The sequence below is a fragment of the Empedobacter sp. UBA7248 genome (genome assembly GCF_002472945.1).
Lineage (GTDB): Bacteria > Bacteroidota > Bacteroidia > Flavobacteriales > Weeksellaceae > Empedobacter > Empedobacter falsenii_C.
Window position 1 is genome coordinate 154,876 of the sequence record NZ_DKSU01000007.1, and the last position, 18,099, is coordinate 172,974.

The 18,099-nt window shown below is 34.0% G+C and carries 14 protein-coding genes; 11 read left to right on the forward strand and 3 right to left on the reverse strand.

Going from position 1 to position 18,099, the window contains the following annotated elements:
* Positions 1-39: 39 nt before the first annotated feature.
* From B4A23_RS06395 to B4A23_RS06435, 9 genes are all read left to right on the forward strand, one after another.
* Positions 40-1,458 carry a lipopolysaccharide biosynthesis protein gene (locus B4A23_RS06395; protein ID WP_280062637.1) on the forward strand — a complete coding sequence of 473 codons (1,419 nt, stop codon included), beginning with the start codon at positions 40-42 and terminating at the stop codon, positions 1,456-1,458.
* Between the two features lie 2 nt (positions 1,459-1,460).
* Entirely contained in the window at positions 1,461-1,895 is a 435-nt protein-coding gene (dut, locus tag B4A23_RS06400) for a dUTP diphosphatase (RefSeq protein WP_038336568.1), read from the forward strand.
* 96 nt (positions 1,896-1,991) lie between these two features.
* Positions 1,992-3,014, forward strand: coding sequence for a sugar phosphate nucleotidyltransferase (locus B4A23_RS06405; RefSeq protein ID WP_286501653.1), 1,023 nt, complete (start codon positions 1,992-1,994; stop codon positions 3,012-3,014).
* 6 nt (positions 3,015-3,020) lie between these two features.
* Entirely contained in the window at positions 3,021-3,821 is an 801-nt protein-coding gene (locus B4A23_RS06410) for a DUF4292 domain-containing protein (RefSeq protein ID WP_291118215.1), read from the forward strand.
* Positions 3,821-5,488, forward strand: a complete 1,668-nt coding sequence (locus tag B4A23_RS06415; protein ID WP_052217921.1) for a murein hydrolase activator EnvC family protein — start codon at positions 3,821-3,823, stop codon at positions 5,486-5,488. Before B4A23_RS06410 ends, B4A23_RS06415 begins: the two co-directional genes overlap by 1 nt.
* Before the next feature lie 37 nt (positions 5,489-5,525).
* A complete protein-coding gene (gene tatA, locus B4A23_RS06420; protein ID WP_038336575.1) occupies positions 5,526-5,708 on the forward strand; it encodes a twin-arginine translocase TatA/TatE family subunit in 183 nt (60 codons plus the stop codon).
* An 81-nt stretch (positions 5,709-5,789) separates the two neighbouring features.
* Complete coding sequence (locus B4A23_RS06425; RefSeq protein ID WP_125349200.1) at positions 5,790-6,401, forward strand: DUF4254 domain-containing protein; 612 nt, start codon at positions 5,790-5,792, stop codon at positions 6,399-6,401.
* Between the two features lie 99 nt (positions 6,402-6,500).
* A complete protein-coding gene (locus B4A23_RS06430; protein WP_291118219.1) occupies positions 6,501-8,648 on the forward strand; it encodes an alpha-N-acetylglucosaminidase in 2,148 nt (715 codons plus the stop codon).
* A 69-nt stretch (positions 8,649-8,717) separates the two neighbouring features.
* The gene (locus B4A23_RS06435) at positions 8,718-10,919 is read left to right on the forward strand and encodes a M1 family metallopeptidase (protein ID WP_291118222.1); all 2,202 of its coding nucleotides are present in this window, start codon (positions 8,718-8,720) and stop codon (positions 10,917-10,919) included.
* Positions 10,920-11,010: 91 nt separating this feature from the next.
* Here the strand turns inward: B4A23_RS06435 and B4A23_RS06440 are convergent, their stop codons facing one another.
* Both B4A23_RS06440 and B4A23_RS06445 read right to left on the reverse strand, forming a co-directional pair.
* Complete coding sequence (locus tag B4A23_RS06440) at positions 11,011-13,149, reverse strand: S9 family peptidase (RefSeq protein WP_291118225.1); 2,139 nt, start codon at positions 13,147-13,149, stop codon at positions 11,011-11,013.
* Positions 13,150-13,158: 9 nt separating this feature from the next.
* Positions 13,159-13,506, reverse strand: coding sequence for an arsenate reductase family protein (locus B4A23_RS06445; protein ID WP_286486715.1), 348 nt, complete (start codon positions 13,504-13,506; stop codon positions 13,159-13,161).
* Positions 13,507-13,616: 110 nt separating this feature from the next.
* Here B4A23_RS06445 and rluF point away from each other — a divergent pair, with 110 nt between their 5' ends.
* Together rluF and B4A23_RS06455 are read left to right on the forward strand one after the other, a co-directional pair.
* The gene (rluF, locus tag B4A23_RS06450) at positions 13,617-14,531 is read left to right on the forward strand and encodes a 23S rRNA pseudouridine(2604) synthase RluF (protein ID WP_291118230.1); all 915 of its coding nucleotides are present in this window, start codon (positions 13,617-13,619) and stop codon (positions 14,529-14,531) included.
* 115 nt (positions 14,532-14,646) lie between these two features.
* A complete protein-coding gene (locus tag B4A23_RS06455) occupies positions 14,647-17,091 on the forward strand; it encodes an alpha/beta hydrolase family protein (protein ID WP_291118233.1) in 2,445 nt (814 codons plus the stop codon).
* 57 nt (positions 17,092-17,148) lie between these two features.
* Here B4A23_RS06455 and B4A23_RS06460 read toward each other — a convergent pair whose 3' ends face one another.
* Entirely contained in the window at positions 17,149-18,093 is a 945-nt protein-coding gene (locus B4A23_RS06460; protein ID WP_291118237.1) for a pseudouridine synthase, read from the reverse strand.
* Between the last annotated feature and the right edge of the window lie 6 nt (positions 18,094-18,099).

An 18,099-nucleotide genomic window follows, 5' to 3' on the forward strand; every position in this document is an offset into this window, starting at 1 on the left:
TACGAAAAGAAACTCAATTTTGTAAAAATTTTAACGACTTTGTATAAAAAGCTTTTTAGTGAGACCATTATCTACGGTATTGGCTCTATATTGCCGAGGGTAATTATTTTAGCATTGAATTTTTTTATTATCAAGCAAGTTGATAATTCAGATTTTGCAATGTTTTCTCAATTATATTCTGCGGTTTCTTTCCTGAATGTCATTTTAACATTTGGTTTCGAAACAGCCTTTTTCCGCTACGCAACCGAAGAAGGAATGTATCAAAAAGTGTTGAATACAGCTTTTTGGTTTATGGTGATGAGTTCCACTGCGATGCTCGTTTTGGTTTTTCTTTTTTTACAACCTTTGGCTGATTTTGCAAATTATAGCGATCATCCCGAATACTTGTTGTGGTTTGCGTGGATTGCGTTTTTTGATGCAATTTGTGTGATTCCTTTTGCGGTTCTTCGTTTTAAAAATCGACCAATATTATATACAGCAATTCGCGTAATTCAGAATGTTTTTCAAGCAGTTTTGACAATTGGTTTGTTGTATTATGTTTCGAAAGATTTTATGCTAAGCCTTGGTTTTGATAATGCGATTTCGTATCCGTTTATTGCAAATTTATTAGCGAGTATTTTAGGTTTTGTATTATTAATAGGCGTTGTACGCCATGTTCAATTCAAATTTGATCAACCTCTTTTCAAGCAAATGTTTTTGTACGGTTATCCGATTATGATTGCTGGTTTGGGTTATATTTTGAATGAAAATTTCGATAAATTAGTTCAACGACAATTAATAGATCCAGCAGCAGCGGGTTCTTATGGCGCTTGTTACAAATTAGCAACATTGATGACGCTTTTCGTAACAGCTTATCGAATGGGTATAGAACCATTTTTCTTTAAAGTTGCCAAAAAAGGAGATGCAAAACAGACGTATGCGAATATTCTGTTCTTTTTCAGTATCATTTGTAATATTGTGATTCTTGGAATTTTAGCAAATATAGATTGGATTAAGAAAATATTTGTTCCAAATTCAACGTATTGGAATGCTTTAGATATTGTTCCAATTATTTTAATTGCGAATTTATTTTTCGGAATTTATTACAACCTTTCAACTTGGTACAAAGTTACAGATAGAACAAGTATCGGAACTATAATTTCATTGGTTGGTGGTGCAATCACTATTATTTTAAATGTTTTTTTATTGCCAAAATATGGTTTTATGGTTTCTGCTTGGACAACTTTATTAGCGTATGGTGTAATGATGGTGATTTCGTACATTTGGGGGCAGAAAGTTTATCCAATTCCATATAAGGTGAATAAAATTCTACTTTACATGGGAATTGCAATTGCTCTAGCATGTACAAACTACTATATGCTCGATTCTAATTTGATTATTGGTAATCTGATTCTAATCGTGTACATTGCGTTTATTGCGTTTGCGGAAAAAAACACACTTAAAAAACTAAGAAAATAAAGATGAAAGTAAAAGTTATCAACATCTCGAAACACGCTTTACCAGAATATAAAACAGCTTTATCTGCTGGAATGGATTTAACGGCTAACATAGATGCACCAATCGAATTAAAACCTTTGGAAAGAAGATTAATTCCAACAGGTTTGAGTATCGAGTTACCAGCAGGTTACGAAGCGCAAGTTCGTCCTCGTAGTGGAATGGCGTTAAAATATGGTTTAACTTGTTTGAATTCTCCTGGAACAATCGACGCCGATTATCGTGGAGAAATCGGTGTTATTTTAGCGAATGTTTCAAACGAAGCAGTTACAATCAACGATGGTGAACGTATTGCACAATTAGTGATTGCAAAACACGAAACGGTTGAATGGGAAGAATCTAATGCTTTAAATGAAACTGAACGAGGAGCTGGAGGTTTCGGAAGTACAGGAAAACAATAAATATTTTTTTGTCATTCTGAGCTTGTCGAAGAATCTAAAAAAGAATTAATCCAATCATAAAATATCAATCTAACAAAAAATATTTTTAGAAATAAAATGAAAATTATTATCCCAATGGCAGGACGTGGTTCACGTTTACGCCCTCATACATTAACAACACCAAAACCATTAATTCCTATCGCAGGAAAACCAATCGTACATCGTTTGGTAGAGGATATTGCAAAAGTTTGTTCAGAAAAAATTGACGAAATAGCTTTTGTAATTGGTGATTTTGGAGCTGAGGTTGAAGCTGATTTAATTGCAATTGCAGAAAAATTAGGAGCAAAAGGAACAATTTGTCATCAATTGGAGCCGCTTGGAACAGCACATTCTATTTGGATGGCAAAAGAAGCTTTGGATGGACCAACTGTTGTTGCGTATGCAGACACATTATTCCGTGCTGATTTCAAATTAGATATGGAATCAGATGGTGTTGTTTGGGTAAAGCAAGTTGATAATCCTTCGGCTTTTGGTGTAGTGAAATTGGATGATAACAGCGTTATCACTGATTTCGTTGAAAAACCAAAAGAATTTGTTTCGGATTTAGCAATTATCGGGATTTACTTTTTCCGTGATGGACAAAAGTTATATAAAGAAATCGAATATTTATTGGAAAATGATATTCAAAAAGGTGGTGAATATCAATTGACGGATGCATTAGAAAATATGCGTGCTGCGGGTGATAAATTTACGCTTGGAAAAGTGGACGAATGGATGGATTGTGGTAACAAAGCCGTTACAGTTGATACTAATACACGTGTGTTGAATTTAGATAAAGAAGATTTCAAAACTATTTCGTCTTCTGCAAAAATTGACAATTCATTAATCATCGAGCCATGTTTTATTGGAGAAAATGTCGTGATTAAAAATTCGAAAATTGGACCTTTTGTTTCATTAGGAAATGGAACGGTTGTTGAAAACTCGAATATTGATAACAGTTTGATTCAAGAAAATTCAATCATCAGTAATGCAAATCTTACAGATACAATGATCGGAAACAATGCCAAATATTTTGGTGTTTCGCGTAGTATCAGTTTAGGAGATTACTCAGAATTGGATTTTAAATCTCACGAAGCATAAAAAATTATGATCAAAAAATTAACGTATATCTTTTGTTTAGGAGTTCTTGCAACAGCTTGTAACACTCAGAAAGTAGCAAAAGTAGATAAAGATAATACAGAAGTTGTTTCGGCTTCTTCAAAAATTATTCAGCAAACCTTATCAAAAAAATCATCATTCAAAGATTTAACGATTAAGGCAAAAGTAACGGCAGATTTAGAAGAGATTTCTGGAGATGTAAATGCTACAATTGCTGTGAAAAATGGACAAAAGATATGGGTTAATGCAACAAAATTTGGATTTACAGGTGCGCGCGCATTGATTACGCCTGATGGTTTTTCTGCTTTCGAAAAAATCGGTGGAACATATTATGAAGGAGATTTTTCTATTGCAAATAAATTATTGAAAGTTGATTTTATCGATTATCAAAAATTACAAAATTTGATGCTAGGAAAAGTTTTCGTTGATCTTAATCCAACAGATTATACAGCTACTTTTACAAATAATCAATATACGATTACATATAATAAAAATCAAGCAATTTCTACTTCTCCAAAAGAAGGCGAATACATACAAACATATGTTTTTGACAATGGTTTCCGATTGAAAGAAGCACATCTGAAAGATCCAAAACGAAAAATGGAAGTTGATTTGGCTTATGACAATTGGGTAAAAGCTGGAGCAGAGGAATTTCCGAAAAATGTTAAAATTATTATAAAAGAGAAAAAAACGCGTCAAATAGACTTGGAATATAATAGTTTTACGTTTCAGGAAACGAACACACCGTTCTCAATTCCAGATGGGTATAAGAAAAAAGAAATAAAATAATGAAGTTTGTTTTATCAACTGTACTTTTAACGTTGTCATTATCAGTGTTTGCGCAGGTTCCGTACAATAAAGCGAACTTACAAAAACAGAATGCTCAGCTTAAAAAAGAGATTATAAACTTAAACAAACAACTCGAGGTTAATAAGCAAAATTCGAAGTTAAATGTTGATTTTGTGCAGAATTTGACGAAAAAAATTCAGGTTCAAACAAAATTAGTTAACAACTTATCGAAAGAAAAACGCTTTATCGAGGACGAAATTTATTTAACTCAATTAGAGATTAATAAACTTTCGCGCGAGTTGGTTGAGCTAAAAAAAGACTACAAACAGGTTTTGGTTCGTGCATATAAGAACAAATCTGTTGAAAATAAATTACTTTTTGTGCTTTCTTCTAAAAGTTTGGGAGAGGCTTATCGTCGTATCAAATATTTAGAAAAATATTCGGCTTTCCAATTAGGACAAGCGAATGAAATTATTGGTAAACAAACTGATATTCAAACGAAAAAAGCGAAAAAAGAAAAAGCGAAAGACGAAAAAGAAAAAGTACTTTCTCAGCAAACATTGTTTAGTCAAAATCTTGAAAAAGAAAGATTAACAAAAGAGAAAGCTGTCGAAGAATTCCGTAAAAATGAAGGTGTTATTGCTGCAGAAATCAATGCAAAAGAGGCACAACAACGCCAAATTGATGCGCAGATTAAAGCAATTATTGAAGAAGAAATTCGTCAAGCTAAGATTCGTGCAGAAAAAGATTTAAAAGATTGGAACGAAGCAAAAAGAGGAAACTCTATTGCATCTTATAACGAATATTTACGTGATAATCCAAAAGGAGATTACGCGAAATCAGCTCGTACAGCTATTTTAAGAATTGAGAATGATGCTAAAGCATGGAATATTGCACGTTCGGCGCATACAAAACAAGCGTATCAATCTTATTTAACTCATCATCCAACCGGAAGTTTCGTTTCTACAGCGAAAACAGAAATTTCTAAATTTGAGCAATTAGAACGTGAAGCAGAAGCTGAACGTCAACGCATTATTGCGCAACGTAAAGCGGAAGAAGATGCGCGTCTTAAAGCTCAAAAAGAAGAGGATGCACGTAAAATTGCAGCAGCAAAAGCTGAAGCTGAGCGTAAAGCGAAGATAGAAGCAGAACAAAAAGTTGTTGTAAAAGTGCCAGAAAAAGAACGTGTTGTAAAAGTAGATGCGGTAAAACCAGCTGAGACTTTTGCAGAACGTCCAGATTCTGAAGGTATTTCGGGAGAGTTCTCATCAAACAGAGGTCGTTTACCTTGGCCTGTTGATAAAGGAACGGTTGTAAGCAGATTTGGTTCTAATTCTCACCCCGTTTTATCTAATATTACAACACAAAATAGTGGTGTTGATATTTCAACTTATCGTGGTGCACATGCACGTGCCGTTTACGAAGGAACTGTTCAAGCTGTGATGAGTGTATCTGGAAATGGTAAATCTGTATTGGTAAGACATGGTTCATATTATTCAGTTTATACAAACTTGTCAAGTGTAAGTGTTTCGAAAGGTGATGATGTAAAACGTGGTCAATCTTTAGGAATTATTTATACAAGTGGAGATGGTGAAACAGTCATGAATTTCCAAATTTGGAGTGGAACAACAAAACAAAATCCTGCTTCTTGGGTAGCGGGAATGTAATAAATAAATTATATATTTGCATTAAAATCAATTCAGTATGGGATTAGGAGGTAAAGAATGGATCGTAATCGTACTTGTTGTGTTATTATTATTCGGAGGAAAGAAAATTCCTGAATTAATGAAAGGATTAGGTTCTGGATTAAACGAATTCAAGAAAGCAACAAAAGATGATAACAAATCAGAAGCTACAGAAAGTACTTCTGACAAAAAAGAAAATTAAAATATATTTTTAATTAAATAATAAAGCATTGTAGTTGCGTATACAATTACAATGCTTTTATTTTATAAACTAAAACAAAACATGAAATTCACAGATAAAGCTTGGTCTATTTTTAATCAAAGTATCAATGATTATCACAAATATGATGATGTAAATCGTCAAATAGAAAATCCATATAGCGAAGAAGATTTAATCGCTCATTTATTGTACAAAAAAAATTGGATTGATACAGTTCAGTGGCATTTAGAAGATATTATTCGTGATCCACAAATTGATCCTGTTGAAGCACTTAGTTTAAAACGTTGGATTGATAAATCAAACCAAGAACGTACAGATATGGTAGAATATGTGGATAGCTGGTTTTTACAACAATATGCGAACGTTGACGTAAAAGAAGATGCAACATACAATACAGAATCTCCTGCGTGGGCTGTAGACCGTTTTTCTATTTTATCGCTTAAGGTTTATCACATGAAACAAGAGGTGGAACGTGAAGACGCAACACCAGAACATAAAGCAGCTTGTCAAGTGAAATTAGATGTTTTGAATCAACAACATCAAGATTTATCAACTGCGATTGAAGAATTATTAGCTGATTTTGAAGCGGGTAAAAAATACATGAAAGTGTATAAACAAATGAAAATGTATAATGACGAGGATTTGAATCCAGTTCTTTATGCAAACAAGAAATAATTTTCATAAAAATTAATAAAATATAGAAAACTCATCTTTTTTGGATGAGTTTTTTTATTGCGTACAAATGTGTTAATTTCATCTAATCAAAACATTAGAATGAAAAAACTGAAATTTATTACTTGCTTTACCTTATTTATTTTTGGTACACAACTGTATGCGCAGTATGCTGCAGTAAAAGATTTAGCTACGAGGCAATTTCCGTGGTTGAAGAATAAAGTTGTACTCAAAGAAATTCTAAAAGAGAATGATGAAGATGTCTTTGTCATCGAAACGAAAAAAGATAAACTATATATTTCAGCATCGTCTACAAGTGCGGCTTCGCGTGGGTTAGATTGGTATGCGAAACATGTGGCACACCAAAGCATTTCGCATATGGGCGATAACAAATTGCAGCTTGCCAAACTTCCACAAGTTCATCAACCAATCAAAAAGAAATCATTTGTTCCATATCGTTATGCGTTAAATTATTGTACGATCAACTATTCATTTAGCTTTTATACATGGGAAGAATGGGAGAAAGAATTGGATTGGATGGCGCTGAATGGTGTCAATATTATGTTAGCGCCAGTTGGGACTGAAAAAGTTTGGTACAACACATTGATTAAAATGGGTTATTCGGATGAAGAAGCCAAAGCTTTTATTCCAGGTCCTGCGTTTACAGCTTGGTGGCTAATGGGAAATCTTGAAAGCTGGGGCGGTCCTGTGAGCAATCAATTAATAGATCAACAAGCAGAGTTGCAAAAAAAGATTCTGAAACGAATGAAAGAGTTAGGAATCGAGCCTATTTTACAAGGTTTTTATGGAATGGTTCCGCACGATTTGAAAACGAAAAAAGGATACGAAGATGCACCAGTTATCGATCAAGGAAATTGGGTGTTCACAGAATTTACGCGTCCAGCTATTTTAGTTCCTACCATTTCTCATTTCGAGAATGTTGCTAACATTTACTACGATGAGATGAAGAAATTGTATGGAAATGAAATCAAATATTTTGGAGGAGAACCTTTTCACGAAGGAGGAAAAACAAAAGGAGTTAATGTGCCAGAAGTAGCGCAACACGTACAACAAACGATGCAAAAAAATTATCCAAATTCTACTTGGGTTTTACAAGGTTGGCAAAACAATCCTTCGGATGATATTTTAAAAGGATTGAAAAAAGAGAATACTTTAATTATTGAATTGTTTGGAGAAAATACAGATAATTGGTACAAAAGAAAAGGATATAACGGTACAAGTTTTATTTGGTCAAATGTGAGTAATTTCGGAGAAAAGAATGGTTTGTACGGAAAATTACAACGTTTTATTGATGAAGTTTATCGCGCCAAAAACTCTGAATATGGACAATATTTGAAAGGTGTCGGAATTATTCCAGAAGGAATTATCAACAATCCTGTTGCTTACGATTTGATGTTGGATTTGGCTTGGCAAGATGAAAAACCAAATCTTGACGAATGGCTGAAAAATTATACAATTTATCGATACGGAAAAGAAAATCAAGATATCATAAATGCTTGGAAAGGTTTTGCACAAACGGTTTATTCAAGTCCAGATGTTTACCAAGAAGGACCTTCAGAAAGTATTTATTGCGCACGTCCTTCGTTGAATGTCAATCCAGTTTCATCTTGGGGAACACGTAAGAGAAATTACGATATTAAACAATATAAGGAAGCTGTAAAATTATTTGTGAAAGCAGATGAAGAATTCAAAAATGTAGAAACGTATCAAACCGATAAAATCGATTTTCTTCGTCAAGTTTGGGCAGATAAAGGTGATGATGCTTATGCGCGAATGGTTGCTGCGATAAATTATCAAGATAAAGAACGTATCCAAAAAGCTGGAAATAATTTCATCGAAATGGTAAAATTGCAAAACGAATTATTAGGAAATAGTAAATATTTTACGCTGAATCGTTGGGTAGAAGAAGTTAAAGATTTTGGAAAGAATTTGCCTGATGCTCAAAACGTGATGTACAATGCAAAAGGACAAATTACGTTTTGGGGACCAGATACGTTGCCGCGTACGACGCTGAGAGATTACGCGCACAAAGAATGGAACGGATTACTTGGTTCGCTTTATTTGGAGCGTTGGAAAGTCTTTGTGGAGAATTCTATAAATGGTAAAATCTCAAATCCAGAAGATTTTTATAAAATGGAAGTTGAGTGGTCGAAGAAGCAAGATTTGTATCTACCAACAAAATCAACACCTGAAGAATTTAAGAAGATTCAAGCTAAAATTTTAGAATAATTATAAAGTTGAAATTACCTCGTATTGAAAAATATGAGGTATTTTTATAATTACTGTAAAATTTCACACATGAAGAAAAATTATTTCAAACCCTTACTTTTAGGAATAAGTTTATTTTCGATTTCGGTTTTTGGTCAACAAGAAAAACCAAAATACGATTATCAAGAAGCTTTCAAACCATTTTTTTATCAGAATAATGCAACAGAAACTCGTTCGGCGAGTGGAAAACCAGGTCATAATTATTGGCAAAATCGTGCGGATTATAACTTGAATGTTAGTTTGAATGAAGAAAAAAATGAAATTTCGGGAACATCTGAAATTACATATACCAACAATAGTTTTGATGATTTAGACTTTTTGTGGTTACAATTGGATCAAAATTTATTCAAAAAAGAATCTCGTGGAAGTGCTTTATTACCAATTTCTGGAAGCCGTTATGGCGATTCAACTTCTGAATTTGAAGGAGGTTATAAAATTAAATCTGTTCAAATTGACGGAAAAGAAGCGAAATACACTGTTTCAGATACGCGTATGCAAATTGATTTGATTAATCATTTGAAAGCGCGTGGAGGAAAAACAAAAATCAAGATTGAATATTCGTTTGTTTCGCCAAATTATGGAGCAGATAGAATGGGAGTTGAGCCAACTAAAAATGGAAAGATTTTTACGATGGCGCAATGGTTTCCTCGCATGGCGGTTTATGATGACATCATGGGGTGGAATACTTTGCCTTATCTAGGTCCAGGAGAATTTTATCTGGAATATGGAGATGTAACAGCCAGTATTACGGTTCCGTCAACGCATTATGTGGTTGGTTCGGGAGAATTATTGAATGAAAATGAGGTCTACTCAAAAGAAGAAGTAAACCGATGGAACAAAGCAAAATCGAGTGATAAAACGGTAATTATTCGCTCTGCTGATGAGGTAAACAAAGCGACAAAAGTTGCAAAAGGAACAAAAACGTGGAAATTTAAAATTCAAAATACGCGTGATTTTGCTTGGGCTTCATCATCTTCATTTATCTTAGATGCAGCAAAAATTAATCTTCCAAGTGGTCAAAAATCATTGGCAATTTCGGCTTATCCAGTAGAAAGCGATGGAAATGATGCTTGGGGAAGATCGACAGAATATACAAAAGCTTCTATTGAACATTACTCGAAACAATGGTTAGAATACCCTTATCCAGCGGCGACAAATGTAGCAGGAAATGAGGGTGGAATGGAATATCCGGGTATTGTTTTTTGTCATATGACTTCGAAAGGAGAAAGTCTTTGGGGCGTTACAGATCACGAATTTGGACATATTTGGTTCCCGATGATTGTTGGTTCTAATGAGCGTGTTCATGGTTGGATGGACGAAGGTTTTAATACATTTATCAATGATATTTCGACGAAGAATTTCAACAATGGCGAATATTACAAAAAGCAATCTGCACAACGAATGGCGGGTTATTTATTCAGCGATAATCTTGAACCTGTAACGACTCAACCGGATAATATGCGCGAAAGAAATATCGGTGCATTGTTGTATTATAAGCCGGGAGCGGGAATGAAAGTTTTACGTGAAACAATTTTGGGTGAAGAAAAATTTGATAAAGCATTGCGTCAATACATCAAATATTGGGCATATAAACACCCAACGCCAGAAGATTTTTTCCGTACAATGGAAAATGTTTCGGGTGAGGAATTATCGTGGTTTTGGAGAGGTTGGTTCTTGAATAAATGGACAATTGATCAAGGAATTAATAGTGCAAAATATGTAGATGGCGATTATAAAAAAGGCTTGATTTTGAAAGTGGAGAACTTTGGACAATTACCAATGCCAACAACTGTTCAAGTGAATTTTAAAGATGGAACTTCGCAAGAAGTTAAATTGCCGATTGAAGTTTGGAAACGTAATACAGAATGGACTTTCAAAGTGCCTTCAACAAAAGAAGTTTCGACGATTAAATTGGATCCAAATGGAGCTTTGCCAGATATTGATTTGAAGAATAATACATATAATATGGGTGATGCAAAACCTGTTGAAAAGATTAATCCAAAAGAATATGAAGGTACATTTACGAATAAACAAATCAATGCTGAATTTGTGTTGAAAGCTGAAAACGATAAATTGAATTTAGTTTTTGGTGGACAAACTATTCCGTTAGATTATCAAGGTGATGGTAAATTTGTGAATGAACAAGGCGGTTTGGAATTGACTTTTGCAAAAGATAAAAAGACATTTTCTGTAGAAGAAGCTGGACAAAAATATGAATTTACAAAGAAGTAAATTTGTTTTAAGTTGTCATGCTGAACTCGTTTCAGCATCACATCAGAAAAATCAAAAAACCACCTCGCAAGAAGTGGTTTTTTGTTGATTATTATTTTCGAGATGTACCTTCTGGTTTAAGATATAAATCGAAGTAATCTGTAATTTTTTGCATCAAATGAACGCGATCTTTTCCACGAACATTATGCTCATGTCCAGGGTAAACAAAGTAATCCATTTGCACACCATTCTTCACTGCTTCGCGAATAAAATCAATTGAATGTTGCCAAACTACCACATTATCTTGCGCTCCGTGAATCATTAATAATTTACCTTTTAAGTCTTTTACACGATTTATTAAATTCGTGTTTTTGAAACCTTCAGGATTATCTTGTGGCGATTCCATGTAACGTTCTGTGTACATAATTTCGTACTGCGTCCAATCTAAAACTGGTCCACCAGCAACTCCAACTTTGAAAACGTCAGGTTTACGCAACATGAATGATGTTGTCATAAATCCACCATAAGACCAACCGTGAATTCCCATACGTTCCGCATCTACGAAAGGTAAAGTTTTCAAGAAATCAACACCTTTCATTTGGTCATTCATTTCTGTAGTTGCTACATTTCCGTGAATCGCTTGTTCAAATTTAAGACCTCTATTCGCCGATCCGCGTCCGTCCATTGTAAAGACAACATAACCTTTTTCTGCTAAATGATCGTACCAAAGATTTCCTGTTGCAGGAAAACGATTCGTGATTAATTGCGCATGAGGACCATTGTATAAATAAACGATAACTGGATATTTTTTCGAAGAATCAAAGTTTGTTGGATAGATTAATTTTCCATACAAATCTGTTCCATCATCTGCTTTTAATGTTACATTTTCAACTTTCGCTGTGTTGTAATTTGCTAAAGGATTTTGAGCAGTTAAGATATTTTGTTTGAATTTTCCATTCGCATCCAACACATCAATCTTACGCGGTGTGTTGTCATTGCTCCAATTATCAATTGCATATTCTCCGTTCGTTGAAACCGAAACATTGTGCGTTCCTGCATCTGTTGTTATTTTACGCAATTTTCCATTCTCCCAATTCACCGCATATAAATGACGATCTTTCGGAGAATCTTTTGTTGTCATGATTAAGAATTCTTTTTTCTTCGCATTTTCCCCAACAAGATCTGTTACAATCCAATCTCCTTTTGTGATTTGGTTTAATAATTTTCCGTCTGTATTGAAACGATATAAATGCATAAAACCATCACGTTGCGACCACCAAACAAACTCGTTATTTTTTCCTGGAATAAAATGTAATTCATTTTGAGGTTCTACATATTTTGCATCATCTTCTTTGAATAATGTTTTAATCAATTTCCCTGAAGTTGCATCATATTGATTCAATTCCATGTGTTTTTGATTACGAGAAAGTAACGCGATATAAATATGTTTTTCATCTGGTGACCACGTAACCGAAGTTAAATAATGATCAACCTCTGGATGAGTTTCTAAGAAAATCGTTTTTTGAGTGGTTGGATTATAAACTCCTAATGTTACGGTATGATTTTTTGTTCCAGCAAATGGATATTTGATGTTTTTGTTCACCGCAGGTTGCACAGACCAATCGATAATTGGATAATCTGTAACCGCTGTTTGATCCATTCTATAAAACGCAACTAAATTCCCTTTTGGCGAAATGAAAATTCCTTTGTGAATACCGAATTCATTTTGATGAACCGATTTTCCATTCACAATTTCATATTTTCCGTCTTTGGTAATTTGATGTGTTTTTCCAGCTTTATCAACAAAAAATAAATTATTATCAACCACATATCCAACTTGATTATTTGTTGCATCAAATTCTACATTTTCTGCATTATCAGGTAATTTCAACCAATCATTTTGTTGACCAGCAGTTGTAATTGTTTTGTAACCCGTTTTTGTCGAATAATAGGCTTGCTTATCATTAATCCAATTCAAAGAAGGAATTCTTTTATTCTCAAATTGAGAACTTCTGAAAATTGTATCCGTTTTAAGAGAAGGAACTTCTTTCTTGATTAAAGCTTCTCCATAAGATGTTTTTACATTTTGCGTATACGCATTTTGATTCGGAATCCATTGTACTTGATTTAGATTTTCGATACGTAAATTCGTCGATAATCCAAGTACAGCGTCTTCCATTGTGACATTCTTTTTCTGAGCCAATAAACTCGCGCTCATCAAAAGTGTACTCAATAAAATTGTTTTTTTCATGTGTGATTTCTATTTCAAATATTGCCCAAGGGCTTCTAAGTTTTTCTTTTCGTTTCCAATAAAAATTTTGTCTCCGTCTACAACCACAGGACGTTTTAGGAAAGTATAATCTGATAAAATATAATTTTTGATATCATCTTCAGAAAGCTGTTGATCTTTCAATCCTAATTTTTTGTAATTCTGTGCACGTCTCGAAAATAAAGCTTCGTAACTCCCAGCTAAATTCTTCATTTCTTCTAATTCTTCTGCTGTTATCGCAGTCGATTTTATTTCATGCAAATCAAAACCTGTAAAATCAAACTCTTTCATAATACGTTTGCACGTATCGCAAGTTTTCAAAAAAAATACTTTTTTCATTTCTCAAAATCTTTGGTTTTGTAAAGATAAATAAGTTTCATCGTTTTGCAGAATGATAAAGAATTTTGTCAAAATATATTTCAAATCGATAAAAAACTATCTTTGCAAGTATGGAAGAAACTAATTTTTTGCGTTTAAACAAATATATTAGCGATAGTGGTTTTTGTTCGCGTCGCGAAGCAGATCAATACATCGAAAATCGTTTGGTACAAATTAATGGACGAGTTGCTAAAATTGGGCAATTTGTAGGACCAAATGACGTGGTGACTGTAAAAGGTGTCGAAATAGAACCGCGCGAAAAGGAGCATGCGGTTTATATTATGCTTAATAAACCTGTGGGCGTTACGTGTACAACAGATCCTACAGATCCAGATAATATTGTCGATTTTCTTTCGTTTGGAGAACGAATTTTTCCGATTGGTCGTTTAGATAAAGATTCGCAAGGATTGATTTTATTGACAAGCGACGGCGATATTGTGAATAAGATTTTACGTGCTGGAAATAATCACGAGAAAGAATATATCGTAACCGTTGATAAACCAATTACGGATGAATTTTGCGAACGAATGTCGAAAGGTGTTCCGATTTTGAATCAAGTTACGAAGAAATGTAAAATCGAAAAAATAAGTACAAATGTTTTCAAAATTACATTAATCCAAGGTTTGAATAGACAGATTCGTCGTATGTGTGAATATTTTGGATATGGTGTAAAAAAATTAGAACGTGTTCGAATTATGAACTTAACGTTGAACGTAGGAATTGGTCAACACCGAGATTTAACAGCAGAAGAATTAGCGGAAATCAATCGCTTGACGAAAGATTCTGAAAAACATGAAGAAAAGAAACCAGCTTCAAAATCAAAAAAATCATCAGCGAAAAAAACAAAAGAAATTTCTCCAGATTTTAAAGATTCGAAAGGAAAATCAATCAAAAAGCCTATAAAAAAATCAACAACTCAAGCAAGAGTAGGAAAAAGTAAACCACCAACAAATACCAAAGGAGGGAAATTTGGTAAAAGAAGATAAAATTGAAAAGACGAATATTTTTCGTCTTTTTTTATACATTTTGGTCAAAACTAACTTCTATCATATCATTTTACCAAAGATTCAATATCTTTATAAAGTAAAATCTTAAAAACACATGAAGAAAATTGTTTACTCGTTGCTTTTTATAGCGATGACTTTTGGTGCGTCGGTAAAAGCGCAAGAAAATGTTACTTATCAATTGCCTCCGCAAGAAATTTTACAATTGGCAGACGCGGATATGCCACCCTCAATTAGTACAGATCGCAAGGCAGAAAATGCATTTTTGTCTTATAGAAGTCGTTATAAAACGATTAATGAATTGTCAGAAAAAGAATTACGTTTAGCAGGATTACGAATTAATCCAGTTACAAATATCAATTCACGTGAAACATTCAGTGAGAAAATTACTTATTTTGATCTGAAAACTTCAAAAGAAAAAACGATAGCTGGTTTACCTGCGAAAGGACGTTTTTCTAATCAATCTTGGAATACTTCTCAATCAAAATTTGCCGTTACAAATACAACAAATAAAGGTGTAGAATTGTGGATTATTGATGTAAAAACACAAGCTGCAACAAAAGTTTATGAAGATAAATTAAACGCAAACTTAGGTCGTCCTTTCAATTGGATTTCAGATACAGAATTAATTGTGAATGTAATTCCGGCTTCTAAAAAAGCATTGATTGATACGAAAGATGCTATTGCGACTGGACCTACAGTTTCTGTTGCTGACGGAAAAGAAGCACAAAACAGAACTTATCAAGATTTATTGCAAAATAAAAATGATGAGTTTAACTTCGAGCAATTAGCAATTTCTGAATTAGTAAAAGTTAATATCGAAACAGGAGCAAAATCGAAATGGAAAGATGCTGCGATGTACACGGATATTTCGACTTCTCCAGATGGACAATATGTTTTGGTGAACGAAATCAAAAAACCTTTTTCATATTTAGTAACCTACAATAGTTTCCCATCAACTGATATTGTGTATGATATCAACGGAAAATTAATAAAAGAAGTTGATCATAAAGAGTTACAAGAAGTTGTTCCGAAAGGATTTTCTTCGACAATTACGGGGAAAAGAGGTTTGAATTGGAGAGCAGATAAACCAAATACATTGTATTGGGTTGAGGCTTTAGATGGTGGTGATGCAAACAAACCTGCGGAATATCGCGATGCGCTTTATCAAGTTGCGGCGCCTTTTACAGCGAACAAAGAGTTGTTGGTAAAAGTAAAAGATCGCTATAGAGGAGTGACTTGGGGAAATGATGAGGTTGCGATTGTGAGAGATGCTTGGTACAACACACGTAACGAAAGTAGTTATTTGTTCAATCCGTCAAATCCAGCTCAAGAATCAATCCGTTTTTTCAGTAGAAATTCGCAAGATGCTTACAATAATCCTGGAAATTTCGTAACTGAAATGAATGATTATGGTTACAATGTTTTAGCGATTAACAAAGGAAAATTGATGTTAGTTGGGGAAGGAGTTTCTGCGGAAGGAATTTTACCTTTTGTTGATGATTTTGATATCAAAACACAGAAAACTACTCGTTTATGGAGAGCGCAAAAATCAGATAAATTAGAAGCAATTGCTCGTGTTATTGATCCGAAGAAAGGAATCATTTTAGAACAAATTCAATCGAAAACAGATTATCCAAATTTATATGTTCGTAATATTTTTCAGAAAGGAGGAAAGCCAAAACAAGTAACCTTTACAAAAAATCCTTTTGAGGCAATGAACAAAGTTTCGAAAGAGTTAATTACGTACAAACGTGCTGATGGCGTTGAATTATCAGGAACGTTATATTTACCACCAAATTATGATAAAACGAAAAAGGAAAAGTTACCAATGTTAATGTGGGCTTATCCTCGCGAGTTCAAAGATGCATCTACGGCTGGTCAGGTAACAACTTCTGAAAATAAATTTACTTCTCCTTCTTACGGAGGTCCTATTTATTGGGCATTGAGAGGATATGCGGTCTTAGATGACGCGGCTTTCCCAATTATTGGAGAAGGAAAAGAAGAGCCAAATGATACGTTCGTTCCTCAATTGGTAGCCAATGCAAAAGCAGCGATTGATGCGGTGGATAAATTAGGTTATATCGATCGTGAAAGAGTTGCGGTTGGTGGACATTCTTATGGTGCGTTTATGACAGCGAATTTATTAACGCATTCTAATTTATTTGCGGCGGGTATTGCGCGTTCAGGGGCTTATAACCGTACGTTAACGCCGTTTGGATTCCAGTCAGAACAACGTAATTATTGGGAAGCTCCAGATGTTTACAACACAATGGCTCCTTTCCAAAATGCAGATAAAATGAAAACACCATTGTTGTTAATTCATGGTGAAGCTGATAATAATACAGGAACTTTCCCGATGCAATCTGAGCGTTATTTCAACGCGTTGAAAGGTTTGGGAGCGACAACTCGTTTGGTTTTATTACCACAAGAATCTCACGGATATGCGGCTAGAGAAAATATTCTACACATGTTGTGGGAACAAGATCAATGGTTAGAGAAATATGTGAAAAACAAAGGAAAAAATTCTGAAAAGAAATAATTTCAAACAAAAAAACCACTTCGAAAGAAGTGGTTTTTTTGTTTTATAGCTGAGGTATTATAACATTTTCAAGAAGTTAACTTCTAATTCTGTTAATCTTCTAAAATCACCTCTTTGTAAAGTTTTCTTTGTAAGTCCTGCAAAAGAAACGCGGTCTAACGCTTCTACTTCGTATCCTTTTGTTTCGAAAATACGACGTACAACGCGGTTCCAACCAATGTGTAATTCTACACCAACTTCATTTTTCGGTCTACCTTCAATAAAAGAAATTTCGTCAACAACTGCAATTCCTTCAGGAATTAAACGAACACCTTTTTTGATGTCAGCCAAATCATTTGCTGTTAATTTTTTATCTAAAGTTACATGATATATTTTTTTGATATCATGACTTGGATGCGTTAATTTCTTAGTTAAATAACCATCATTTGTAAACAATAAAACTCCTGTTGTCTGTCTGTCCAAGCGACCTACTGGGAAAATTCTCGCTGTAGTTGCTGTAGACATTAGGTCCATTACAGTTTTACGTCCTTTTTCATCATTTGATGTTGAAATAAAACCTTTTGGTTTGTTCAACACAAAATATACATTTTTCTCTGAAGAGATTTTACGACCATCGAAACGCACTTCATCATCGGGTTGTACTTTATAACCCATTTCAGTAATCACTTGACCATTCACTGTAACGATCCCAGTTTTGATCAACTCGTCGGCCTCTCTTCTGGATGCAATCCCTGCATTCGCTACATATTTATTTAAACGAATAGTCCCGTCATCAACTGGTGCTTTTTTCAGTCTTTTAACAAATGGTTTTTCACCTGGTTTGTTAAACGGTTTCTTTGGTCCAAAACTTTTCTTTCCTTCTTCCGATGGTTTTCCACCAAAAGTTGGTTTTCCTTTCCCTGAAGATGGTTTAGAAGAAGAATTTCCTCTTACCCCACCTTTTCCACGATTGTTCCCGCCTTGGGAATTTCTGTCGTTGGATTGATTTCGTCTGTTATTCATCTGAAT